21 protein-coding genes are annotated in these 23198 nt (G+C 67.3%); 11 read left to right on the forward strand and 10 right to left on the reverse strand.

Annotation, left to right across the window (positions count from 1 at the left end; translation table 11 throughout):
• The first annotated feature begins 109 nt into the window (after positions 1-109).
• The 5 genes from LPN01_RS03410 to LPN01_RS03430 all read left to right on the forward strand — a co-directional run bounded on the left by LPN01_RS03410 (position 110) and on the right by LPN01_RS03430 (position 5310).
• Entirely contained in the window at positions 110-958 is an 849-nt protein-coding gene (locus tag LPN01_RS03410; protein WP_262826926.1) for an IclR family transcriptional regulator, read from the forward strand.
• 203 nt (positions 959-1161) lie between these two features.
• Positions 1162-2313 (forward strand): acyl-CoA dehydrogenase family protein, encoded by a 1152-nt coding sequence (locus LPN01_RS03415; RefSeq protein WP_262826927.1) that lies wholly within the window; start codon positions 1162-1164, stop codon positions 2311-2313.
• Positions 2313-3344, forward strand: coding sequence for an acyl-CoA dehydrogenase family protein (locus LPN01_RS03420; protein WP_262826928.1), 1032 nt, complete (start codon positions 2313-2315; stop codon positions 3342-3344). Before LPN01_RS03415 ends, LPN01_RS03420 begins: the two co-directional genes overlap by 1 nt.
• A gap of 16 nt (positions 3345-3360) precedes the next feature.
• The gene (locus tag LPN01_RS03425; protein WP_262826929.1) at positions 3361-4161 is read left to right on the forward strand and encodes a crotonase/enoyl-CoA hydratase family protein; all 801 of its coding nucleotides are present in this window, start codon (positions 3361-3363) and stop codon (positions 4159-4161) included.
• 24 nt (positions 4162-4185) lie between these two features.
• Entirely contained in the window at positions 4186-5310 is a 1125-nt protein-coding gene (locus LPN01_RS03430; RefSeq protein ID WP_262826930.1) for an acyl-CoA dehydrogenase family protein, read from the forward strand.
• Here the strand turns inward: LPN01_RS03430 and LPN01_RS03435 are convergent.
• From LPN01_RS03435 to LPN01_RS03445, 3 genes are read right to left on the reverse strand one after another with little or no spacing between them, the layout of a single operon-like run.
• On the reverse strand, positions 5307-5846 hold the full coding sequence (locus LPN01_RS03435) for a carboxymuconolactone decarboxylase family protein (protein ID WP_262826931.1): 540 nt from the start codon (positions 5844-5846) through the stop codon (positions 5307-5309). The genes LPN01_RS03430 and LPN01_RS03435 overlap by 4 nt on opposite strands.
• Positions 5847-5856: 10 nt before the next feature.
• Positions 5857-6786, reverse strand: a complete 930-nt coding sequence (locus LPN01_RS03440; RefSeq protein ID WP_262826932.1) for a DMT family transporter — start codon at positions 6784-6786, stop codon at positions 5857-5859.
• A gap of 1 nt (position 6787) precedes the next feature.
• Entirely contained in the window at positions 6788-7195 is a 408-nt protein-coding gene (locus tag LPN01_RS03445) for a VOC family protein (protein ID WP_262826933.1), read from the reverse strand.
• Between the two features lie 153 nt (positions 7196-7348).
• On the opposite strand from LPN01_RS03445, the gene LPN01_RS03450 reads away from it, so the two are divergent.
• The gene (locus LPN01_RS03450) at positions 7349-8323 is read left to right on the forward strand and encodes a hypothetical protein (RefSeq protein ID WP_262826934.1); all 975 of its coding nucleotides are present in this window, start codon (positions 7349-7351) and stop codon (positions 8321-8323) included.
• Between the two features lie 39 nt (positions 8324-8362).
• Here the strand turns inward: LPN01_RS03450 and LPN01_RS03455 are convergent, their stop codons facing one another.
• Both LPN01_RS03455 and LPN01_RS03460 read right to left on the reverse strand, forming a co-directional pair.
• Positions 8363-9352: a fumarylacetoacetate hydrolase family protein gene (locus LPN01_RS03455; protein WP_262826935.1), complete on the reverse strand. Its 990-nt coding sequence runs from the start codon at positions 9350-9352 to the stop codon at positions 8363-8365.
• Positions 9349-10680: a spinster family MFS transporter gene (locus tag LPN01_RS03460; protein WP_262826936.1), complete on the reverse strand. Its 1332-nt coding sequence runs from the start codon at positions 10678-10680 to the stop codon at positions 9349-9351. The genes LPN01_RS03455 and LPN01_RS03460 overlap by 4 nt, the downstream gene beginning before the upstream one ends.
• 150 nt (positions 10681-10830) lie before the next feature.
• Here LPN01_RS03460 and LPN01_RS03465 point away from each other — a divergent pair, with 150 nt between their 5' ends.
• On the forward strand, positions 10831-11229 hold the full coding sequence (locus LPN01_RS03465; protein ID WP_262826937.1) for a Zn-ribbon domain-containing OB-fold protein: 399 nt from the start codon (positions 10831-10833) through the stop codon (positions 11227-11229).
• Positions 11229-12407 (forward strand): thiolase family protein, encoded by a 1179-nt coding sequence (locus LPN01_RS03470; protein ID WP_262826938.1) that lies wholly within the window; start codon positions 11229-11231, stop codon positions 12405-12407. The genes LPN01_RS03465 and LPN01_RS03470 overlap by 1 nt, the downstream gene beginning before the upstream one ends.
• 51 nt (positions 12408-12458) lie before the next feature.
• Here the strand turns inward: LPN01_RS03470 and LPN01_RS03475 are convergent, their stop codons facing one another.
• The 3 genes from LPN01_RS03475 to LPN01_RS03485 all read right to left on the reverse strand — a co-directional run bounded on the left by LPN01_RS03475 (position 12459) and on the right by LPN01_RS03485 (position 16837).
• On the reverse strand, positions 12459-13301 hold the full coding sequence (locus LPN01_RS03475) for a fumarylacetoacetate hydrolase family protein (RefSeq protein WP_262826939.1): 843 nt from the start codon (positions 13299-13301) through the stop codon (positions 12459-12461).
• A complete protein-coding gene (locus LPN01_RS03480) occupies positions 13301-14377 on the reverse strand; it encodes an amidohydrolase family protein (protein ID WP_262826940.1) in 1077 nt (358 codons plus the stop codon). Before LPN01_RS03480 ends, LPN01_RS03475 begins: the two co-directional genes overlap by 1 nt.
• 129 nt (positions 14378-14506) lie before the next feature.
• Positions 14507-16837, reverse strand: coding sequence for a TonB-dependent receptor (locus LPN01_RS03485; protein ID WP_262826941.1), 2331 nt, complete (start codon positions 16835-16837; stop codon positions 14507-14509).
• 163 nt (positions 16838-17000) lie between these two features.
• On the opposite strand from LPN01_RS03485, the gene LPN01_RS03490 reads away from it, so the two are divergent.
• Complete coding sequence (locus tag LPN01_RS03490) at positions 17001-18365, forward strand: MFS transporter (RefSeq protein WP_262826942.1); 1365 nt, start codon at positions 17001-17003, stop codon at positions 18363-18365.
• Between the two features lie 2 nt (positions 18366-18367).
• Here LPN01_RS03490 and LPN01_RS03495 read toward each other — a convergent pair whose 3' ends face one another.
• Positions 18368-19018: a TetR/AcrR family transcriptional regulator gene (locus LPN01_RS03495; protein ID WP_262826943.1), complete on the reverse strand. Its 651-nt coding sequence runs from the start codon at positions 19016-19018 to the stop codon at positions 18368-18370.
• Between the two features lie 128 nt (positions 19019-19146).
• Here LPN01_RS03495 and LPN01_RS03500 point away from each other — a divergent pair, with 128 nt between their 5' ends.
• Complete coding sequence (locus LPN01_RS03500) at positions 19147-20766, forward strand: ATP-dependent acyl-CoA ligase (RefSeq protein WP_262826944.1); 1620 nt, start codon at positions 19147-19149, stop codon at positions 20764-20766.
• 41 nt (positions 20767-20807) lie between these two features.
• On the opposite strand, the gene LPN01_RS03505 is transcribed toward LPN01_RS03500, so the two are convergent.
• The gene (locus LPN01_RS03505) at positions 20808-21614 is read right to left on the reverse strand and encodes an SDR family NAD(P)-dependent oxidoreductase (RefSeq protein WP_262826945.1); all 807 of its coding nucleotides are present in this window, start codon (positions 21612-21614) and stop codon (positions 20808-20810) included.
• A 209-nt stretch (positions 21615-21823) separates the two neighbouring features.
• Here LPN01_RS03505 and LPN01_RS03510 point away from each other — a divergent pair, with 209 nt between their 5' ends.
• Positions 21824-23155 carry an amidohydrolase family protein gene (locus LPN01_RS03510; protein ID WP_262826946.1) on the forward strand — a complete coding sequence of 444 codons (1332 nt, stop codon included), beginning with the start codon at positions 21824-21826 and terminating at the stop codon, positions 23153-23155.
• Positions 23156-23198: the final 43 nt, after the last annotated feature.

Consider the following 23198-nt stretch of genomic DNA (forward strand, 5'->3'; position numbering starts at 1 on the left):
AAACGCCGCCCCCCGTCCCCGTCGGTGCCATTGTGCGTCGCCAAGGCTTGGGTTAGGCCATTCGCTTTCGTTGAATTGTGAGCACAATGCGGATCCGGAAAGCAGTATCGTGAGCCATAGCGACGATCAGGACGCAGCGCTGGACCTGGATGTGGACATCGATCCGGAGGACGACGCGTCCGAAGCGGCACGGGTCGACGGCGAATCGAGCAAGACGGTGGTGGTCAAGCCGGTCGTCAACGCCATCCGGATCATGCGGTATCTGAGCGAATCGGGCAGCCCGTCGCGCGCGATCACGATCGCGCGATCGCTGTCGATCAACGCGAGCACCTGCTTCAACATCCTGCGCACGCTGGTGCTGGAGGACATCGTCGAGTTCGACCCCCTGTCGAAGACCTATTCGACGGGCATCGGCCTGACCCGGCTGGTGGAAAATTTCCTGACCGTCGGACAGCGCGTCGCCGCGGCGGCGCCGCACATCGCCGACCTGGCGTCGCGGTACAGCGTCACGATGGCGTTGTGGAAGCGCGTCGCGCCCGACCGCATTGTGCTGATCAAGAGCATCCCGAGCCCGACCGACGTGCGCATCGAGATGGCCGAGGGCCAGCGGCTGCCGATGATGATGGGCGCGACCGGGCGGTTGTTCGCGCCGCGCCTGGACCTGACCAACGCCAAGCTGCGGTCGATGTTCAAGACGCTCCGGTGGCAGCGTCCGCTGAGCTTCGAGGAATATTGGGAGCAGGTCGAACGCGCCGAGGAAATCGGCTGGGCGATCGACGAGGGCTATTTCTCGCGCGGGGTGATGAGCCTCGCCGTGCCGATCGACGACCGCGGCGGCAATCTGTGCTTCACGTTGGTCGCAATCATGTTCCGCAACCAGCTCGACGACGCGGCGCTAGAGGAACTGGGGGCCACGATGCGCGATCTCGCGCCGCGCCTCGCCGCGATCCTCGTTTAGCCCCCGACACCTGCCGGGCTGGGGCCTGCGAAGACGGCCGCCGGCGATAAAAGAGTGGACGAACCCCCCGCGATACCTATATTGAGAATGCCATTCTGATATAAGATATAGACGGGCGAGGGTTTGAAAACGAACCATGCAATCCATGCGGCGTCGCATCGTATAGAGCTCGCCGACCGGCGGCCGGCCGCGAGTGCGACGCGATGCGCCTAACCGATTTCGCCTATGCGGCGGTTCCCTCGGACGCCGAGCTGTTGCGCCAGGAAATCCGGGCGTTTCTGGCGCGCGAGATGGAGGGCATAGCGCCGGTCGTGCGCGCCGACAGCTGGCTGGGGTACGACGCCGCGTTCAGCCGTAAATTGGGCGAAGCGGGACTGATCGGCCTGACTATGCCGGAACGGTTCGGCGGCCGCGGCGGCAGCGCCTTCGCGCGCTACGTCGTAAGCGAGGAACTGCTCGCGGCGGGTGCGCCGGTGTCGGCGCACTGGATCGCCGATCGGCAGAGCGCACCGCTGTTGCTGCGCTACGGCACCCAAGAGCAGCAGGACCTCTACATTCCCGCGATCGTCCGCGGCGAAAGCTATTTCTGCATCGGGATGAGCGAACCTAATTCCGGGTCGGACCTGGCGTCGATCGGCAGCCGCGCGGTGGCCAAGGGCACCGGGTGGCGGCTGAACGGCCGCAAGGTCTGGACGACCAACGCCCACCGCTCGGACGTGATGATCGCGCTGATCCGCACCGAGGGCGGCGGCAGCGACGACCGCCACGGCGGCATGTCGCAATTCCTGATCGACCTGCACGCGCCGGGCGTCACCGTCCGCCCGATCCGCGATCTGAGCGGCGGCGAGCATTTCAACGAGGTGTTCTTCGACGACGTCGCGCTCGACCGTTCGGCGCTGATCGGGGTCGAGGGCCAGGGCTGGCAGCAGGTGATGGCGGAACTGGCGTTCGAGCGCAGCGGGCCCGAACGCTTCCTGAGCTCGATGGCGCTGATGCACACGCTGATCGACCAGGTCGGGCCCGAGCCCGATGCGTTGCAGGCGTTCCAGATCGGGCGGATCACCGCGCGGCTGATGGCGCTCAGGGCGATGTCGCTGTCGGTGACCGCACAGCTGGATGCCGGCGAGGACCCCGCCTGGGCGGCGTCGTGCGTCAAGGATGTCGGCACCGCGCTGGAACAGGAGCTGCCCGAGGTGGCGCAGCTGCTCGACGCGACCGAACCGCGCGTCGACAGCGGCAGCGATCATGCGCAGGTGCTGGCGTATCTGACCCAGCTCGCGCCGTCCTTTTCACTACGTGGCGGGACCCGCGAGATCCTGCGCGGGATCCTCGCGCGCGGGCTGGGAGTGCGCTGATGCAGGCGATGTTCGAGGAAACCGTCGGCCGCGTGCTCGGCTATTACGTGACGCCCGAAAGCCTGGCCGCCGCCGAGCGGGGCGAATGGCCCGCCGATTTGTGGGATGCGATCACCGAGAACGGACTGGCGATCGCCGCCGCGCCCGAGGAACGCGGCGGGGTCGGCGGAAGCTGGCACGACGCGTTCGTGCTGGTCCGCGCGGCCGGCCGGTTCGTGGCGCCGCTGCCGCTGGCCGAGACGATCCTGGTGAACTGGCTAATGGGGCTGGCGGGCGCCGACGTCGCACCCGGCGCCGCGACGCTCGCCATCGGCGACGGGACGCTCGACGGCGACCGCTTCACCGGGACGCTCGACGGCGTCGCGTGGGGCCGGCAGGCCGGCCATGTGCTGACCGCGGTCGGCGACGGGCGCACGCTGGTCCTGCTGGCCTGCGCCGACGCGTCCGTCGTCCCGGCGTTCAACACCGCGCGCGAGCCGCGCGACACTCTGGTCTTCACCGGCGCGCGCGCCGCGGTGGTCGCGACGCTGCCGGCGGCGATGCCGACCGAGACGCTGTTGCTGGGCGGCGCGATGATCCGCTCGGCGCAGATCGCGGGGGGGCTGTCGCACCTGCTCGACACCGCGATCGACTATGCCAACCAGCGCGTGCAGTTCGGCAGGCCGATCGGCAAGTTCCAGGCGATCCAGCATCAGCTGGCGGTGCTGGCGGAACAGACCGCGCTGGCGTCCGCCGCCGCCGAGCTGGCGTTCGCGTCGAGCGAGCGCGCGCCATGTGTTTCGGGAATCGCGGCGGCCAAGACGATCGCGAGCGACGCGGCGGGACAGGGGGCGGCGATCGCGCATGCCGTGCTGGGCGCGATCGGCTTCACCTACGAACATTCGCTGCACTTCACCACGCGGCGGCTGTGGTCGTGGCGCAGCGAGTTCGGGTCGCAGGCCTTTTGGGCGCAGCGGCTGGGCCGCGAGATGTGCGCGCAGGGCGCCGGCGGCTATTGGCCGAAGCTGACGTCGGCGATGACGCCGGCATGATGGGGGACGCGACGCCATGCCACCATTTCTGACGATCGAGCGCGACGGCGCGATCGCGACGGTCACGCTGAACCGGCCCGACGAGCGCAACGCGATCTCCCGGCCCGAATATATCCAGGAAATCCGCGATTTCTGCGCCGACGCGACGCGCGACCAGGCGCTGAAGGTCGTGATCGTCACCGGCGCCGGATCGGCGTTCTGCGCCGGCGGCAACGTCAAGGACATGCGCGACAAGGCGGGCATCTTCGAAGGATCGCCCTATACGCTGCGCAACCGCTACCGCGACGGCATCCAGCAGATCCCGCTCGCGCTGTACGAGCTCGAAGTGCCGACGATCGCGGCGATCAACGGGCCTGCGATCGGCGCCGGGCTGGACCTGGCGTGCATGTGCGACGTCCGGATCGCGGCCGAAAGCGCGATCTTCGCGGAAAGCTTCGTGAAGCTCGGGATCGTCCCCGGCGATGGCGGCGCGTGGCTGTTGCCGCGGATCGTCGGCAATGCCCGCGCGGCGCTGATGACGCTCACCGGCGACGCGATCAAGGCGCCCCAGGCGCTGGAATACGGCTTGGTCAGCGACGTCGTGCCGGGCGACCAGCTGCTGGCGCGCGCCCAGGCCGTCGCGCAGCGGATCGCGAGCAATCCGGGCCATGCGCTGCGGCTGGCCAAGCGGCTGTTGCGCGAGGGGCAGGACATGAAGCTCGGCCCCCTGCTCGAACTGTCGGCGGCGTACCAAGCGATCGCCCACCATACCGCCGACCATGAGGAGGCGGTCAACGCGTTCCTCGAAAAGCGGCCCGCCGACTTCCAGAACCGATAGACCAGATCCAAAGGGGGCAGCGCGATGCGCACCGTATTCCGCGACGACCACGAGATGTTCCGCGACCAGGTCCGTCGCTTCGTTGACCGCGAGATCGTGCCGTTCCACAGCGAATGGGAGCATCAGGGCTTCGTCCCGCAATCGGTGTGGCGCAACGCCGGCCGGGAAGGCCTGTTGTGCGTCATGGCGCCGGAGGAATATGGCGGTGCGGGCGGCGACTATGGCCATGCCGCAGTGCTGATCGAGGAACTCGCACGCGCCAACGCGACCGCGATCGGCTTCACGACGCACAGCGAGATCGTCGCCAACTACATCGTCGCGTATGGCACAGAGGAGCAGAAGCAGCGCTGGCTGCCCGGCATGATCAGCGGCGATCGGATCAGCGTCATCGCGATGAGCGAGCCCGGGATCGGCAGCGACCTGCGTTCGATGCGCACGTCGGTACGGCGCGACGGCGACGACTATGTCATCAACGGATCGAAGACGTTCATCACCAACGGCTTCAATTCGGGGATGGCGGTGGTCGCGTGCAAGACCGACCCGGCCGAGCGCAACCTGACGCTGGTCTGCGTGGAGGAGGGCACGCCCGGTTTCACCAAGGGCAATCGGCTCGAGAAGATCGGGCTGAAGGGCCAGGACACGTCGGAGCTGTTCTTCGACGAGGTCCGCGTGCCGGTCGCCAACCGGCTGGGCGAGGAGAATAAGGGCTTCACCTATCTGACCCACCAGCTCGCCTGGGAGCGGCTGATCATCGCGATCCGCGCCGCCGCGTCGATCGAGGCGCTGCTGGAGGAGACGATCGACTATACCCGCGGCCGCAAAGTCTTTTCGCAGACCGTGTTCGATTTCCAGAACACGCGGTTCAGCCTGGCGGCGTCGAAGGCCGAGGCGACGATGCTGCGCGCGTTCGTCGACGAATGCCTGCGCGAGGTGATGGAGGGCACGCTGACCGGCGAGAAGGCGGCGATGGCCAAGCTGGTCGGGTCGGAGATGCAGGGCCGGCTGCTCGATCAGTTCCTGCAGCTGCACGGCGGCTATGGCTTCATGAGCGAATACAAGATCGCGCGCGCCTGGGTCGATGCGCGCGTCGCCCGGATCTATGGCGGCACGTCGGAGATCATGAAGGAGATCATCGCGCGCGCGCTCTAGGCGGCCGCGATCGGCGCGTCCGGCGCGTCCTCGGCATAGCCGCGCTGGACATAGGTCATCCGGCCCCCTGCCAGCATCAGCGCGGCGAACAGGTTCAGCTCGACGATCTGCGCGGTGGTGAAATGCCGGGCGAGCGCGTCGTACACGGCTTCGTCGATCGCGAAATAGTCCGCCGCGAACAGCTCGGCATAATGCAGCGCGGCCTGTTCGGCGGGCAAGAAGCGCGGATCGGCCCAGTCGAGGCACGCGATATCGGCTTCGCTGACCGCGTCCGACTTGCGCGCGACCTGGCACGCGGTGCAGCGCGTGATGCTCGCGATCTTCAGGCGGACGAGTTCGCGAAGCCGCGGTTCGAGCACGCCGTGGCTGTGCATCTCCTCGATCGTCGCGAGCCAGGCGAGCGCGACCTTCGGCCGATGCGCCCAGATCTGCACCGGCAGCGTCGAGCCGAGCATGCGGGTCTCGGTCCCGCGCGCGATCGCGGCGGCGAGATCGGGCGGGACGGCATCCAGCGGCACGGGGTCTATCCTGGGCATGGCGGTTCCTTCAGGCGGTGACGGGTTCGAGCGGCGGCGCGCGATAGGCGCCGATCGCCGCCCAGATCGCGGTCGTCACGATGACCGCGGAGCCGATCATGGTCCACAGCCCCGGCACGTCGCCGAACGCGAGATAGCCGACCGCGATCGCCATCGGCAGGCGGACGTAATCGACCGACGCGAGCTTCGCGGCGTCGCCCAGCGACATCCCGTGGATATAGGTCGCGGTGGTCCCCACGCTGAGCGTGCCCAGCAGCGCCAGCAACCCGAAATCCAGCCCCGTCGGCCAGCGCCACCCGTCGAGCGCGAACGGGAGCAGGAGCAGCACGCCGAGGATCGACGACCAGACCATGATCGTCGCGACGCTGTTGCGCCGCGTGAGGAGCTTGATCCCGGTCACGCTGAGCGCGAGCAGGAACGCCGAGGCGATCGCCGCGATATGGGCCCAGCCGATCGGCGTCGCGGTCGACGGCCGGGCGATCAGCAGGACGCCGCCAAAGCCGATCGCCAGCGCCAACCAGGTCGCGCGCGACACCCGGTCGCGCAGCACCAGCGCGGCCAGCGGACCGATCCACAGCCCGCGCGTGAAGGATATGGCGTTGGCGTCCGCCAGCGGCAGCCGCTGGATCGCATAATAGGACAGGGTCACGCCGAGCGCGGCGGACAGCGAGCGGCCGAGCTGCATCCAGACGCCGGACAGTCTGAGCACGGTGCCGCGGCTGCGCAGGATCAGCGGCAGGAATAGGATCAGCCCCGCCGTCTGGCTGTAGAGCGCCTGGACCGGGGGCGGATAGCCGCGCAGCAGCTTGATCATCAACGTCATCGCGGTGAAGATGACCGCCGACACCACCAGCCATAGCGCACCGCGGGTGTCCGCGGGCAGGCCATCGAACCCCGCGCGCAGCGGCGCCGATCCGCCGGTTTTCAACCCGATCGGCATGTCAGCGCGCCGCCGCCATGGTCTTCCAGTCGTCGGGCGGCGTCTCGCCGATGTCGAAATCGAGCTCGACCTCCGCGCCGTTCGGATCCTGCGCGAACACTTGCCAGCGCGAGAACGGGCGCGGCGTGCGCAGCAGGCGATACGGCGCACCCCGATCGCGCAGCGTGGCGATGGCGTCGCACAGCCCCTCGGCGGCGAACGCCATATGATCGAGCACGCCGCGCCGCGGTTCGGGCAGCCGGTCCACCGCCACGACATGCAGAACCGGACGGTCGCCGGCGTACAGCCACGCGCCGTCGACGCCGAAATCGGGCCGCGGGCCATCGACAAGCCCCAGCGCGGCGTAGAAACTGCGCGTTTCCTCCAGCCGATCGGTCACGATCGTGAAATGGTCCATCGTCCGGATCATCAGGCCCCTCCCCCCGCGCATGGTCGGGTCGCCGCCCGATCTTCCTTACGTTATTTCGTCTGAATATAGGACTTTCATCTGATATTAGATAGGTGCTAGCAGCCGCCGACGCGAAAATGTCGTGCGACGACGATCGATTTGCAGGAGAGCGAGATGTCCAAGTTCGAGATGCTGCTGAGCGCAGACATGATGGTGCCGGATCCCGACGCGATGACCGACCTGCTGGTGTCGAAGCTCGGCATCCACAGCCATCCCAAATGGCGGCAGGCGTTCGACAACCACCCGTACATCGCCCATTTCCTGCGCGTGCAGAAGTCGCTCGCGATCGCCCCGACGCGGATCGAGCCGCAGGTGCATCTCGACCGTCCGAACCCCGGCGACCCGCTGTTCCACGATCATCTGAAGGGGCTGGAACGCTTCCAGGGCCGCCATCGCCCGATGCTCACGCATTCGGTCGTGCTTGTCGCCTGGCGCGAGAAGATGGAGGCGCTGATCGAGCGGCTGCACGACCGCAAGCTGCGCTTCCGGCTGGCGCAGCGCACCCCGGAGATGCCGTTCGACCGGCTCTGGCTGGGGGTGACGCCCGAGGATCTCGCGTACGACCCGTCGGTCGACGGCGGGCTGTGCATCGAGTTCATTCCGCTGGAGCCGACGCAGATGCCGGCCGAGGTGTTCGACGTCCCGCCGCCGCGCGTCGCCAACCCCGCGCCGGGCGAGCTTCTTCGCGTGACCGCACGCGGCTTTCTGGTCCGCGACCTGGACTTCACGATCGGCAAGCTGCGCGACAATCTCGACTGGGAGCCCGAGCAGGTCGATACGCTGCCTGGCGAAGGGTATCGGCGGGCGCGGATGGGGTTCACGATCGGCCACAGCGCGGCCCTCGACATCGTCGAGCCGACGCGGTGGGACAGCCCGGCCGGGCTCTATCTCAACAGCTGGGGGCCGGGGCCCTATTTCATCCGTCTCGGCGCGTTCGACCTCGCCGCGAAGGCCGATCAACTGAAGGAACAGGGCATCGCGTTCCAATGGGTGCCCGAAAGCGACGCGGTCGGCGGCGGGCCGCTGATCCGCATCGACCCGCGCGAACTGGACGGCCAGATCTTCGAGATCGAGGGACTGGCGGCGTAACCCCCGCCGCGCTCCCCAGTGCGGGGAGCGCGGCGGGGGTCAGGGCCGGATCAGGCGGCTGCGCAGGATCCCGATCCGTTCGACCTCGAGCTCGACGACGTCGTCGGGCTTGAGGTAGCGCATCTGCTCCAGCCCGCACCCGGTGCCGACCGTACCCGACCCCAGCGCCTCGCCGGGATGGAGCGTCTCGGACCGCGAGACGTGCGCGATGACCTGTTCGAAGGTCCAGCCCATGTCGCGCGTCGTGCCGCGTCCCCATTCCTCGCCGTTGACGCGCGCGATCATCGTCAGGTCATAGGGGTCAGGGATCTCGTCCGCGGTGACGAGGCACGGGCCCATGACGTTGCCGGTGTCGAAATCCTTGCCCTTGGCCGGGCCGAGCTGGCCGCTCATCTCCCACGCCTGCGCGTCGCGGGCGGAGAAGTCGTTGTAGATCGTATAGCCGAAAATCGCCGACCGCGCGTCCTCGACCTGCACGTCCTTGACCGGGCGCGCGATGTAGCAGGCCCATTCGAGTTCGAAGTCCATCGCGCGCGAATAGGACGGCCAGATGACGTCGTCGTCCGCGCCGACGACCGAAAAGCGGTTCGCCTTGTAGTAAATCGGCTGGCGCTTGAACGTGTCGAGGACCGCATCCTCCTCGGCGGTGCCCAGCGCGCGATAGGCGGCTTCGGGATCGTCGGCCTTGCGGACCTTGAAACGCCGGGCGGCGGCGAAGCTGTTGCGCAGATGCTGTTCGAAGCACGAGAAGTCGCGCAGCTGCGGCGGCGGCTGGAGCGGCGCGTGCAGGTGCGCGGCGTCGCGCGCGACCAGCGCCGAACGCGCGGGATCGACGAGCATGTCGCGCGCCTGGGCCGACGCGTCCGCGCCCCCTTCGATCAGTCCCAGGATCGAGGTCAGCGACGCCGGCGCGGCGCCGCCATGCCCGGCTTCATAGGCGGCGGCGAGATCGACGATGCGGGTGTCGCCGTCGATCAGCGCCCCCGCCCGCGCCGGCACGCCCGCGCTCGACCAAGTAACGAGTCTCACAATGCTTCCCCCATGTCGGCCGGCGAGCGCACGCCCGCCCGCCAGGCCAGAATAAAGTGCAGGCATCCCCAGGCACCGGTCAGCATGAGCGCCGCCAGTCCCCAGCGGATGCCGTCGCCGCCGCCGACCCGGTCGCTCACCGCGCCGGCGAGGAAGGGTCCGAGGCCATAGCCGATCAGATTGGTCGCGATCTGCAGCGAAGACACGCTGATCCCGCGCATCTGCGGCTGGACGCTGCCTAGGATCGCGCTGTAACCGGGCGCGGTATAGGCACGCGCGATCAGTTCGAAGACCACCAGACCGGCAAGCGACGCCGCCAGGCTGTCGGTCAGGAGGAAGACCATGCCGGTCACCACCGACAGCAGCGTCGTGCCGGCCGCCGCCAGCGGCAGCCCGCCGATCCCGGCGCGTTCGAAGACGCGGTCGCCCATCGGTCCGCCGATCAGCGACCCGACCCCGCCGAATATCCCGGCGGCGACGCCGGCGAGCAGCCCGGCCTGGGTCAGCGACAGATGATGCACGCGGATCAGGAACGACGCCTGCCATACCAGCACGCCCGACAGCATCATCGAATTGAGCGTCATCGCCAGGAAGACATGGACGAACAGCGGCTGGCGCAGCACGTAGCGCAGCGTCTCGCGGAGCGCCGGCGCCGCGGTGCCGTCGCCTTGCGGACGCTCGCGTCTCGGCTCGGGCACGGTGAAGAACAGCAGCGCGGCGATCGCCAGCCCGGGAACGCCCGCGATCAGGAACGCCGCACGCCAGCCATGATGCACGACGATGATGCTGCCGAGGATGAAGCTGGTCGCGGTGCCGAGTGCGGTACTGGCCCAGAAGATCGCGATGGCGGTAGAATGGCGGCGCGGTGGAAACAGGTCGCCGATCATCGACAGCGCGGTGGGGGCGCCGCCCGCTTCGGTGAAACCCACCGCGAGGCGCGCCGCAACCAGCGTGGCATAGCTCTGCGCGAGCCCGCACAACGCGGTGCATCCGCTCCATATCGCCACGAGGAGCGACAGCAGCCGGCGGCGATCGGTCCGGTCGATCAGATAGCCCAAGGGCAGCCCGGCGATCGCATAGGTCAGCCCGAATGCGAGCCCGGTCAGCACGCCGAGATGCGAATCGTTCAGGTGGAACTCGCTCTTGATCGGCTCGATGACGATCGACATCACCGATCGATCGACCGAATGCAGCGTGTAGATGAGCGTCAGGATCGCCAGGGCATACCATGCGCCGCGCCCGATCGGGCGTTCGGCCTGTGCCGCTTCGGACCGCACGCCCGGCCCCGCCGTCATCCCCGTTCGATAGGCCCCGGCCACGCTGGTCATCCCCCGACGCCGCATGCTCGGCCTATCGGCCAACCTAGCGCGGCCGATCGGCCATTGCAATCTTGTCACAGCGCATCGTTCTGATATGGGAATGCCATTGCCGGTCGCCGCACGTCATGGCCTCACGAGAAAGGCAGGGGACGTACCACGATGCCACGCAAGCTTCCGATGTTGACGGCCGAGAACCGCGCGTTCTGGCAGGGCGGCGAGCGCGGCGAACTGCTCATCTATCGCTGCCGGTCGTGCGAGGCGTGGTTCCACCCGCCGGCCCCGGTATGCCCTCGGTGCAACGCGGTCGAGGTCGGTCCCGAACCGGTATCGGGACGCGGCACCGTCGCCACTTTCACGATCAACATACAGGCGTGGACCCCCGAACTCGCCGAGCCCTATGTCGTGGCGATCGTCGAGCTGGTCGAGCAGCCCGGCCTGCGCTTCGCGACCAATATCGTCGGCTGCGCACCCGATCAGGTGGCGATCGACATGCCGGTCCGCGTCACCTTCCTGCCATGCGACGACGTCTGGCTGCCCCTGTTCGAAAAGGACGCCTGATGCTGCCGATCGGCGCCGCCATCACCGGGATCGGCCAGTCCGAGGTCGCCCGGCCGTCGTCGCGCTCGGCGATGCAGCTGACCGTGGACGCGGCGCTGGAGGCGATGCGCGACGCCGGCCTGACCAGCGCCGACATCGACGGCGTCGCGTGCTGGCCGGGCGACAACGACAACGGCAACCCGTTCTCGCCGGTCGGCCCGCTGGCGCTCAAGACGGTGCTGGGCATCGAGACGAGCTGGTTCGGCGGCGGCTATGAGGCACCCGGCCCGCTGGCGGCGGTCATCCATGCGGTGATGGCGGTGGCGTCGGGCGTCTGCCGCCACGTGCTCGTCTTCCGGACGATCACCGAATCGAGCGCGCGCAAGGTCGACCGCACCGTCTCGTCGCTGTCGAACAAGACCCAGGGGCGCGACAGCAGCTATTTCTGGCAATGGTACACACCGTTCGACGTGCGCTCGGCGATCAACCTGATCGCGATGTACGCGCAGCGCCATTTCCACGAATACGGCACGACGTCGGAACAGCTCGGCTGGATCCCGGTGACGCTGCGGTCGCACGCGGCGCTGAACCCGAAGGCGATCTATCGCAAGCCGATCACGATCGACGATTATCTGGCGTCGCGGATGATCTCGACGCCGCTGCGGCTGCTCGACTGCGACGTGCACTGCGACGCCTCCACCGCGATCATCGTCTCGCGCGCCGATGCGGCGCGCGACGGGCCGAACCCGCCCATCCGGGTCGAGGCGATCGGCTCCGCGCTGTCGCAGCCCTGGTCGTGGGACCAGATCTCGCTGACCGAGATGGCGACGCGCAACGTCGGCGACATGCTGTGGTCGCGCACCGACTATACGCCGGCCGACGTCGACACGGCGCAGCTATACGACGGCTTCTCGATCCTGACGCTGATGTGGCTGGAGGGCCTCGGGCTATGCCCTCGCGGCGAGGGCGGACGGTTCGTGGAGGGCGGCACGCGGATCGGCCTGACCGGGGAACTGCCGCTCAACACCAATGGCGGCCAGCTGTCCGGCGGCCGGACGCACGGGCTGGGCTATGTCCATGAGGCGTGCATGCAATTGTGGGGGCGCGCGGGCAACCGGCAGATCGCGAAGCACGACGTCGCCGCCTGTGCGGCCGGCGGCGGTCCGCTGGGCGGCGCGCTGCTGCTGGTGAAGGACTGAGGGACGGAAGCGGCGGCGGTTTGGGGGCCGCCGCCGCGTCAGGCGCGCGCTTCAGGGGCGCTGGCCGATGACGTTGCGCAGCGTGCCGATGCCCTCGATCGTCGTTTCCATGACCTCGCCGGGGTTGAGGTAGCGTCCGGTCCCCTGGCCGACGCCCTCGGGCGAACCGGTGAACAGGATGTCGCCGCAGTCGAAGCTGGTACGCGCGTCGATGAAGCGGATCAGCGCGTCGACCCCCCATGTCATGTCGCCGCTGGAAGCCGACTGGCGGACGTCGCCGTCGACCGTCAGCGTCATCTTCAGCGACGGCGACCCGGCGGGGAATTCGTCGTGGGTGACGATCCACGGGCCGACCGGCGTCGTCGCGTCCTGGCTCTTGGCGGCGAGCAAATCCATGCCGACGCCCACGGGGCCGCTGCGCTGCAGGTCCCGCGAACTGACGTCGTTGCCGATGGTGTAGCCGAGCACGCTCGACAGCGGATCGTCGCGGTCCACTTGTTCCGCGCCGATCACCGCGACGAGCTCGACCTCGTGGTCGAGTTCGTTGGTCAGCGCCGGCCAGCGGATCGCATCGAACGGCCCGGTCAGCGCGCGGTACGCCTTCAGGAACGCGAAAGGCTGGGCCGGCGGTGCGACGCCGAATTCGGCGATATGCTTGGTGTAGTTCACCCCGGCGATCATCACCCGGGCGGTGCGCTCGATCGGTGGCAGCAGCGTGACGCGGTGGAGCGGCATGGTCCCGCCGGTGAACGCCAAGGCCGCCTCGCCTTCACCGCGCGTCACCGCCGGCGCCCAGTCCGCGAACACACCCGCGATGGGACGGATGGTGGATGCGGTCGCATCCACCACGCCCCAGAACGGCGCGCCACCATTGGTGGCCCGTGCGATACGCATCAGGCGGCGACGGCCGTACGCGCCCGCCCGATCTTGGCGACGTCGAGATTGCACAGCTCGACCGCGTTCTTGTATCGGATCTTCTGCAGATCGTCGTCGGAGATACGCAGGCCCTCGGTCAGGTCGTGGCGGACCGCGTCGCTGCCGCCGAAGTTGGTGCCGTAGACCAGGCGGTCGGCACCGATCAGGTCGAGCACGGCCTGGCGCATGATGACTTCGTGCAGTTCCAGATCGAAGTAGAAGTTCGGCAGATACTCGATCAGTTCCTTCTTGTTGTAGGTCGTGTCGAGATTCTTGTTGGTCTGGTTCAGGCGACCCAGCTGGTAGGGGACGTAGCCGCCGCCATGGGTGATGTAGACCTTCAGGTCGGGGAAGCGATCGAACACGCCGCCATTGACCATGTACCAGAAGCACCGCGTCTCGTCATATTGCATGCCGACGATCGCGGTCGTCTCGTATTTGTCGTCGTTCGCCTTGGCGCCCCACGACACCGACTGGTTGTAGCCGTGGACGAACATCGGCAGGTCGAGGTCGCACAGCGCCGCCCAGACCGGATCGAACGCGGGATCGTCGAACTCCAGACCGCCGAAATTGGCGCCGCCCGCGTTGAGGCCCAGAAAGCCGTGTTCCTTGACCGACCGGCGCAGCTCCTTGGCGGCTTCCTCGGGGACGTTCAGCGGCGCGTGCGCCCAGGCGTACAGACGGTTGTCGCCCCCTGCGCAATATTCGGCGAGCGCGTCGTTGACGGTGCGCGCATAGGGCACCGAGAATTCCGGCTCGGTCCAGTACATGTAGCAATGCGACGGCACCGACAGGCACTGGGCGTCCTGGCCGGCAGCGTCCATGTTGGCGAGCCGCCGCTTGGGATCGGACCAGCTGGCGAAATACTCCTCGAGCGAGGGCGCCTTGCCGGCCTTGACCGCCGCCTTGCGCTCCGGCGAGCCGAGCGTCAGGACCCAGTCGCCGACGCGCAGGCGGATGTCGCCATCGTCGCACTTTTCGAAGAACGGGCCCCAGTGATCATGCTGGTTGTAATAGCCGGGCAGCGGTGCGTGGGCGTGCAGATCGATGAGCATCGAAGAGTCCTTTCTGATATCCCCGGCAGCAACCCCGTGCCTGTCCCGGCAAGCGGCTCCGCCTTTCCAGCCTCGAGACGTGCGCGCTTCGCAATTCCAAGTCAATATCGGCGTATCTGTTCACAACATTTAGAGGCGGTACGTACCGCTGACGCCGAAGGTGCGCGGCGCGCCGATCACGCTGGAATTGTAGTTCGCGCCGTAGAACGACCCCGAACGGCCGGCATAATATTCGTCGGTCAGGTTTTTGCCGTAGATCGCAATGGTGACCGGAAGCGCCTTCAGGTCAAAAGCGATCTGCGCGTTCAGCAGTCCGTATCCGCGCTGGGTGACCGACGCGATCTGGAAATCGCTGTACGGCACCGTCCCCGTGGCAGTGACGCGCGCCGTGTTCAGGAAATACACCTTCGACTGATGGGTATAATCGAGATGCAACTTCACGGTGCCGGATTCGCCCACCGCGACGGGAAGATCGCCACCCAGGCTGAACGTCGTCTTGGCGACCGTCGGGACCTGCGATCCGACGAACGGCCCGCCGGTGAATTTCGGATGGATGAGGCCGAGCGACCCGTTCAGCCGCAACCTGCCGAGCAGCGCTTCGGCCTCGAACTCACCGCCATAGATCTCTGCCTTGCCCGCGTTGATCGTGGTGATGATGATCGGCTGCGCCTGCAAGACGGCGTTCTGCTGGATATCGGAATAGGTCGTATAATAGCCCGCGACGCCCAGCCGGAGTCGCTTTGCGAACAGACCGATCTTGGCCCCCGCCTCCCAGCTTGACACCCGCTCGGCGCCGAACGGCGTGTAGAAGGCCGCGGTGGTGCCGCTCGCCTGCTGGAACCCGCCCGAGCGGAAACCCTTGGCATATTTGGCGTAGAGCAGCCCGTCCGTCGGCAGCCGGTAATCGACGCCGACAGTGAAGGGCACGTAGTTGAACGTGATCGGCGCGGGCCGGTACGCGCAACCGCCGGGCGCCTGATTCAGGCCGATGGCGGTGAACGGGCACGCCGCCGGGGTGATCGCGGATGCCGGCGGCGACGCGACCAGCGCATAGGGCGCGCCCACCGCGTAGCGGGTCGGTGTGTAGACCATCTCGCGCGCGTCGTGGACGTAACGAAGCCCGCCGGTCAGACGGAACCGCGGCAGCAGTTCATAGGTGAGCTGCGCGAAGACGCTCATCGACTCATTGTCCGGGTTGATCGTATTGTCTTGGATCGCCGCGCCGACATGGGTGATCGGCGAATTGTGCATCTGTTCGCGGAAATAATAGGCGCCGGTCACCCAAGCGAGCTTGTCGCGGAACGCGTTGCCGAGCAGCTGCAGTTCCTGCGAGACCTGATGCCCGTCGAGCGTGAAGATGCCCACATCAGCATTGGCGATCGGCGTCGCATCCAGATCGGACGCCCCCTCGAACGCCAGATGGCGATAGGCGGTGATCGATTTATAGGTAACGTCGCCAATCTTGCCGGTGATTGTCCCCGACAGGTCATAGATCTTCGAATGATTCAGCGGGTTGATGCCGCCATACGTGATCCGCGACCCGTGGGGCACGACATACGGCGCCAGATTGGCGGGCGAGAGAGCGGCATCGAAATAGTTCAGTACCCACAGGGGCTGGTGGTTCTTGCCGTCGTAATAATCGGCGCTGAGGTCGACGCGCAGGTCGTCGGCGAGATCGGCGCGCAGGCTGGCGCGGACATAGTCGTCGTTCTGGTCCGCGACCCGGTCGCGCGTCGTGCGGTCATAGCCATAGCCGTCATGCTGGGCATGGACATACACGACGCGCGCAGCGAGCCTGTCGTCCACGATCGGCACGTTGGCGACGGCGGTGACACCCAGTGCGTCGTAGTTGCCATAGGCCAGCTTCATCGACCCTTCGGTCGTATATTTGGGCTTGGCAGTCGTGATGTTGAGCGCGCCCGCAATCGTGTTGCGGCCGAACAGCGTACCCTGCGGCCCGCGCAGCACCTCGACCGAGGCGAGATCGACCAGTGCGAAGTTGCTGCCCTGCGAGCGCGCGTAATAGACTCCGTCGACATAGACGCCGACCGCCGGATCGACGTTAGGAAGGACACCGCCGGGCGAAACGCCGCGAATCGCGAGGATGAGATCGTTGCTGCCGTACGGCGTCGCCGTGAAGGTGACGGCGGGAACGTTCGCGGCCAGCGAGGTGATATCGCCGATCTGGCGCGTTTCCAGCGCCGCCGCGCCGAACGCCGTCACCGCGACCGGCACGTTCTGCAGCCGTTCTTCGCGGCGCTGGGCGGTGACGACGATATCGGCCAGCCCTTCGCTTGCGGGCTCCTGTGAAGCCGACGCGGACTCAGGCGAACCCGGGATGGCCTTCGGCGAAGCCTGCGCCGCCGGCGGGGTGCCCGGCACGCCCTGGGCATGAAGCGCCGCCGGGAAAAGGGCGCTGACAGCGCCGGCGCACAGCAGGCGATGAATGGACTTCCGCATCGAAACTCTCCCAATAGGAAGCCGCCCGGCCATGGCCGGCGCTGGTGGCGTCGTTTGGCGCGGCGTAGTCTCAAAGCCGATCTTCGACAAGAATGATATTCGGACCCTAGAATACGACGTCCGAACGCGTTACCAGCGGCAAAAGCCGGAGAGAGGAAGCCGAATGCCGTTCAGCGAGGGTAACGACGCGACTCGTCGCCCGATGAACCCCGGTCCGGGCGGCATCCGGGGCTTCCCGTCGATGCGCAAGGCCTGGGCGGTCATCGCCATCCTGTGGATCGTCACGCTCTTCTCGCAGCTCGATCGCCAGCTGCCGGCGCTGCTCGTGAAGCCGCTGAAGGGCGAGTTCGGGATCACGGATACGCAGTTCAGCCTGTTGCAGGGCTATGCGTTCGCGCTGGTCTATACCGCGATGGGGCTGCCGTTCGGGCGGCTGGTCGACCGCGCGAACCGGCGCAACCTGATCCTGTTCGGTGTCGTCGTATGGAGCGCGATGACGGTGTTTGCGGGCTTCGCGACGAGCTTCGGCGAATTACTGGTCGCGCGGATCGGGGTGGGCGTGGGCGAAGCGGTCCTTGCCCCCGCCGCCTATTCGATCATCGCCGACTATGTCGCGCCGGCGCGGCGGGGTCGCGCGCTGAGCGTCTATTACGTCTCGCTCGCGATCGGGTCGGGCGCGTCGCTGCTGCTCGGCGGCATGATCCTGCACATGCTGCCGGCCGCAGGGCTGCAGGTCGGCGCGCTGGTGCTGACGCCGTGGCGGACGACGTTCATCCTCGCCGGGCTGCCCGGCCTGCCGCTGGTCCTGCTGCTGTTGCTGGTCCGCGAACCCGAACGCCACGAGACGCAGGGCATCGCGCGTGCGTCGATCGGCGACTTCCTCGCCTATCTCCGCGAGCATCGGGCGACGTTCTGGCGACTGCTGACCTATCCGGCGCTGATCGCGGCGATCGGCTATGGCATGCTCGCCTGGGCGCCGGCCTATTTCGAGCGCCGCTTCGGGCTGCCGATCGCGCAGGTCGGCGTCACGCTGGGGATCATCGTCGCGGCGGCGGGGCTGACCGGCACGCTGGCCAGCGGCGCGCTGAGCGATCGCTGGCTCGCGCAGGGCAAGCCCGCGGCGCGGTTCCGGGTGACGCTGGTGGGCTGGATGCTGATCGTGCCATCGGCGTCGTTCTGGCCGCTGATGCCGAGCGCGATCCCGTGCTTCGCGCTGCTGGCGGTGCTCGTCACCGGCACCGCGATCGCGCAGTCCGCGGCGCCGGCGGCCGTGCAGGACGTCTTTACCAACACCATGCGCGGCCAGGCGATCGCGGTGTATCTGTTGCTGGCGGGGCTGGTCGGCATCGGCCTAGGCCCGATGCTGGTCGCGCTGGTCACCGACCATGTCTTCGGCGACCCGGCCAAGCTCGGCTATTCGCTGGTCGCGGTCGCGGTGCCGATGACGCTGTTCGGACTGTGGCTCTCGATCTCGGGCCAGCGGCCCTATGCGCAGACGCTGGAGGCGCTTCGGCGCGGGCGCCCGTGAGGTCAGCCGACGTGCTTTGCAAGCTCCATCAGCTTGCCCGCCAGCCCCTTGTGCCCATGCGACACCGGCACGAGCACGTTGCTGATCAGCACGCGCATGATGAATTCGGCGAGCAGGCGGCGGTCCAGCTGCCGGCCGAGCTGCCTGCTCCAGTGATCGAACACCGGATCGAGCGCGTCGCGCACCTTGGAAACGCCGTCGTCGAAGCTGCGGCGGAAATAGCCCAGCGCGAACTGCGGCTCGGTCTCGAGAAAGCGGCGCGCCTGGTCCGAATTGAGATATTCGTCGAAGAAGCCGAGAAACGCCTCCAGCCGCGCGGCGGGCGCCGTGTGCGGCAGGATCGCGGCCTGCAGCGCCGCGTCGAAGCGCTCGCGCATATAGCCGGTATAGGCGTCGAGCAGCTCCTCCTTGGACGAGAAATAGCGGTACAGCGTACCGCGCGCCACACCCGCCTCGGCGACGATGGTCTGGATCGACATGCCGTCGACCCCGGCGCGCAGCATGACGCGCGTCGTCGCCTCGAAGATCCGGCTCTTGGTGGCGATCGCACGGGAATCGGGCTTGCGCTGCCGCTTCGCCGGGCGGCCCGTGGTGCCGGGCAGGCCCGCTCGCAGGGCCGCGTCGCCGTTCGCCGTCACTGTCAGAACGTCCATGCGGCTCCTCATCGTCGGGCATGCAGACCCGTCTCGCTACCCGCAACGGCGGCGGTCGTCCACAATTGGCGCGTCGCGCGGTCGCGGTCCGCCATCATCCTCCACCCTCGCCCTCTTCAGGAGTAAGCATGTCCATCGATCCTTGGGGTACCGGCACACGCGATACCGTCATCGCCGCGCTCGACCGGGCCGTCGCCGCCCATCGCGACCGCATCATGCTCGATTTCGGCGGGCAGACGTTCAGCTATGGCGATGTCGACCGGCTTTCGACGGCCTTCGCACACGCGCTCGCCGCGCTGGGCATCGGCGCGGGCGACACCGTCCTGTCGATGCTCAACAACAATGTCGACGCGGTGGTCTGCTGGCTCGCGGCCAACAAGCTGCGCGCAGTGAGCGTGCCGATCAACACCGCGCTGCGCGGCGAGTTCCTGCGTCACCAGATCGGCGATTCGGGCGCCAAGGTGGTCGTCGCCGAGGCGGACTATGTCGCGCGGATCGGCGCGGTCGCCGACGGCCTTCCCGAGATGCACACGCTGTTGCACCGAGGCGACCTGTCCGCCCTCCCCCGGATCGCCGCGACCGTGGCGGCTCTGGACGCGCACCGCGGCGACGTCACCGATGCGTTCCCGGACAAGCCCGATCCGTCGGACCTCGCGATGCTCGTCTATACCTCGGGGACGACGGGGCCGTCGAAGGGGTGCATGATCCCCTATAATTACATGTGCAACCTGGCCCGGCTGCAGCTACGCGCGGGACCGGCGACAGCGGACGACGTCACCTATACGCCGCTGCCGCTGTTCCACCTGAACGCGATCTGCGTCGGCGTGGTCGCGACGATCTTGACCGGCTCGCGGCTGGTGGTGGCGCCGCGATTCTCGGTGTCGGCGTTCTGGCCCGAGGTCGAGCGCTCGGGTGCGACGATCGCGTCGATACTGGGAGGCATGGGTGCGCTGCTCGCACAGGCCGGCGACTGCGACGCGGCGACGCGCTGCCACGGCCACATCCATACGGTGCGCGGCAACCCCTTCACCGAGGAGACCAAGGCGATCTGGCGCGAGCGGTTCGGCGCGCGCCAGGTCGGCGGCAACGGCTATGGGCTGACCGAGGCGTCGGTGGTGACGTCGCTGGCCGGCGGCGACTATGCCGCGCCGGGATCGTCGGGCACGCGGATTCCCGATTTCGACGTGCGGATCGTCGACGATGCCGGGCGCGAGGTGCCGCCGGGCACCGCGGGCGAGATCCTGATCCGCCCCAACCAGCCCGACATCATGTTCCAGGGCTATTGGCGGCGCCCCGAGGAGACGCTTAAGGTCACGACCGACCTCTGGCTGCATTCGGGCGACATGGGCAAGTTCGACGAGGCCGGCTTCTTCTATTTCGTCGACCGCAAGAAGGACTATCTGCGCCGCCGCGGCGAGAACATCTCGAGCTTCGAGATGGAGTCGGCGTTCAACCAGCATCCCGCGATCGAGGAGGCCGCGGTCCATGCGGTCTTCTCGCCGCGCGGCGAGGACGACGTGAAGGTGACCGCGGTGCTGGCGGCGGGCGCGACGCTGACGGCGGAGGCGCTGTTCCACTGGTCGACCGACAAGGTGCCCTATTACGCGCTGCCCCGCTATATCGAGTTCCGCGAGACGCTGCCGAAGAACCCGCAAGGGCGCGTGCTCAAATACGAGCTGCGCGAGGAGGGCAAGACCGCCGCGACCTGGGACCTGGAGGATACCGACATCCAGGTCGCCAAGCGCTGAGCAGCGGCGGCGCCGCCGGGATCGCCGACGGCGCCGCGCGATCAGGTGAGCGCGTCGAGCGCCTCGAGATTGCCGGGCTTCGAGTTGAAGCCCCACAAATGCAGGCCGCCATCGACGTTGATCGTCTGCCCTGTGACGAACCCGGCCATGCGCGACGCGAGGAAGACCGCGACCGGCGCGATGTCTTCCTCCGGATAGCCGACGCGATTGAGCGGCTTGGCCGAGGCGGACACCTTTTCGAAGCCCGGATGCTCGCGGCACAGGCGTTCGAAGCTCAGCCCCGCGGCGGCCGGCGCGATGGCGTTCACGCGGATGTTGAACCGGCCCCATTCGGACGCCGCGCTGTGCGTCAGCCCGCGGATCGCCGACTTGCCCATATTGTAGTCGGCATGGCGCCACGCGCCGGTATCGGCGTCGATCGAATAGAAGTTGATCACGCTGCCGCCGCCGCGCGCCCGGAAATGCGGGTAGGCCGCCTGCATCGCCCACCAGGTCGCCCACATCGTCGTGTCGAGGGTGCGCGCCAGGATGGCGTCGGTCTTCTGTTCCAGCAGCACCTCCGGGCTGGGTGCGAAGGCGTTGTTGACCAGCGTATCGAGCCCGCCGAACGTGTCGACCGCCGTCTGGATCGCGCGCTCGACGCTCGCCTTGTCGCCGACATCGGTATGGACGAACAGCGCCGAGCCGCCGAGCTCCTCGCATTCCGCCACCACCGCGCGGCCGCGCTCCGCGTCGAACTCCGCGACCACGACCTGCGCGCCTTCGCGGCAGAACAGCCGCGCGATGCCGCGCCCGATGCCGGCGCCCGCGCCCGTGACCAGCGCTACGTTGCCTTCCATGAGCCCCATCGATCGATATCCTCTCGCAAAATCTTTTCTGATATTAGACACAAAGACCGATGGCGGCCGCTGTCAAGCGCGCGCCGATGCTCGCGGCCGCGGCGGCCCGCAATTCCGACACGAGAAGGTCGTTCTGCCCTTGGTAGTGTGTCGCAACTGCGCTAAAGCCTGTCACTGCGCGACAGCCGGCACAGACCGTTCGTCAATGGAGACTGGAAATGAACGCCGAAGACATGATTCTCATCAGCGTGGACGATCACGTGATCGAGCCACCAAACGCCTTCACGCCGCATTGGCCGGCGCATTTGAAGGGCCGCGAACCGCATATCGAGAAGCGCGACGGTCGCGACGTGTGGATGTTCGAGGAAAAGGCCGCAGGCTATATGGGCCTGAACTCGGTGGTCGGCCGTCCCAAGGAAGAATATGGGATGGAGCCGCTGAACTACGAACAGATGCGGCGCGGCACCTGGGACCTCAAGTCCCGCGTTGAGGATATGGACGCGAACGGCATTGTCGGTTCGATCTGCTTCCCGACATTCCCCGGTTTCGCCGGACAGCGCTTCCAGGCGACATCGCATAATGATCCCGAAGTCGCGCTGGCCGCGATTCGCGCCTACAACGACTGGCATTATTACGACTGGTCGGAGGCGGCCCCGGGACGTTTTATCCCGCTGATGCTGACGCCGTTCTGGGACATGCCCGCCGCGGTCGCCGAGGTGACCCGGCTCGCAAAGCTCGGTGTGCATGCGTTATCCTTCTCCGACAATCCTGCACTGTCGGGCTGGCCGTCGATCCACGACCCATATTGGGATCCGCTCTGGAAGGTGTGCGCCGACAATGACGTCGTCATCTGCTGCCATATCGGCACCGGCGCGGCCGCGCAGCACGCTTCTGACCTGTCGCCGATCGACGCATGGATTACGTCGATGCCGATCTCGATCGCCAACTCCGCGGCGGACTGGATCTGGGGTCCGATGTGGAAGAAGTATCCGACGCTGAAGATGGCGCTGTCCGAAGGTGGTATCGGCTGGATTCCCTATCTGCTCGAACGCGCCGATTTCACCCACGGCCATCACAATGCCTGGACGAATTCGAATTTCGGCGGAAAGATGCCCAGCGACATCTATAAAAAGCACATCATCAGCTGCTTCATCGAGGACCGGTTCGGCTTGGCCAACCTCGACTATATCGGCGAAGACATGGTCATGTACGAGTGCGACTATCCGCATTCCGATTCGGTGTGGCCGCATTCGGCGGAGAAGCTGTGGGAGGACGTCAAGACCCTCGCACCGGCAACGATCGACAAGATCACCCACCTGAACGCTATGCGCGAATTCTCCTATGATCCGATCAGCAAGCTCGGTCGCGAGAATTGCACGGTCGGTGCATTGAAGCGCACAGCCGCTGCAGTTCCGGTCGAGACCGATCCCATTCTGGGCATGGGGGGCGCCAAGCCGGATCGCGAACCGGGCAAGGCAGTGACGTCGGGCGACATCAACCGCATGTTCGAAAGCGCGGGCGCGGAGTCGACCGTTTCCGGCCGCCGTTAAGGGAGCGGACCTATGAAAAAGAGCTCCGGGCGCAAATCCGCCC

It is taken from the genome of Sphingomonas sp. A2-49 (assembly GCF_025548555.1).
In the GTDB taxonomy this organism is placed as follows: Bacteria; Pseudomonadota; Alphaproteobacteria; order Sphingomonadales; family Sphingomonadaceae; genus Sphingomonas.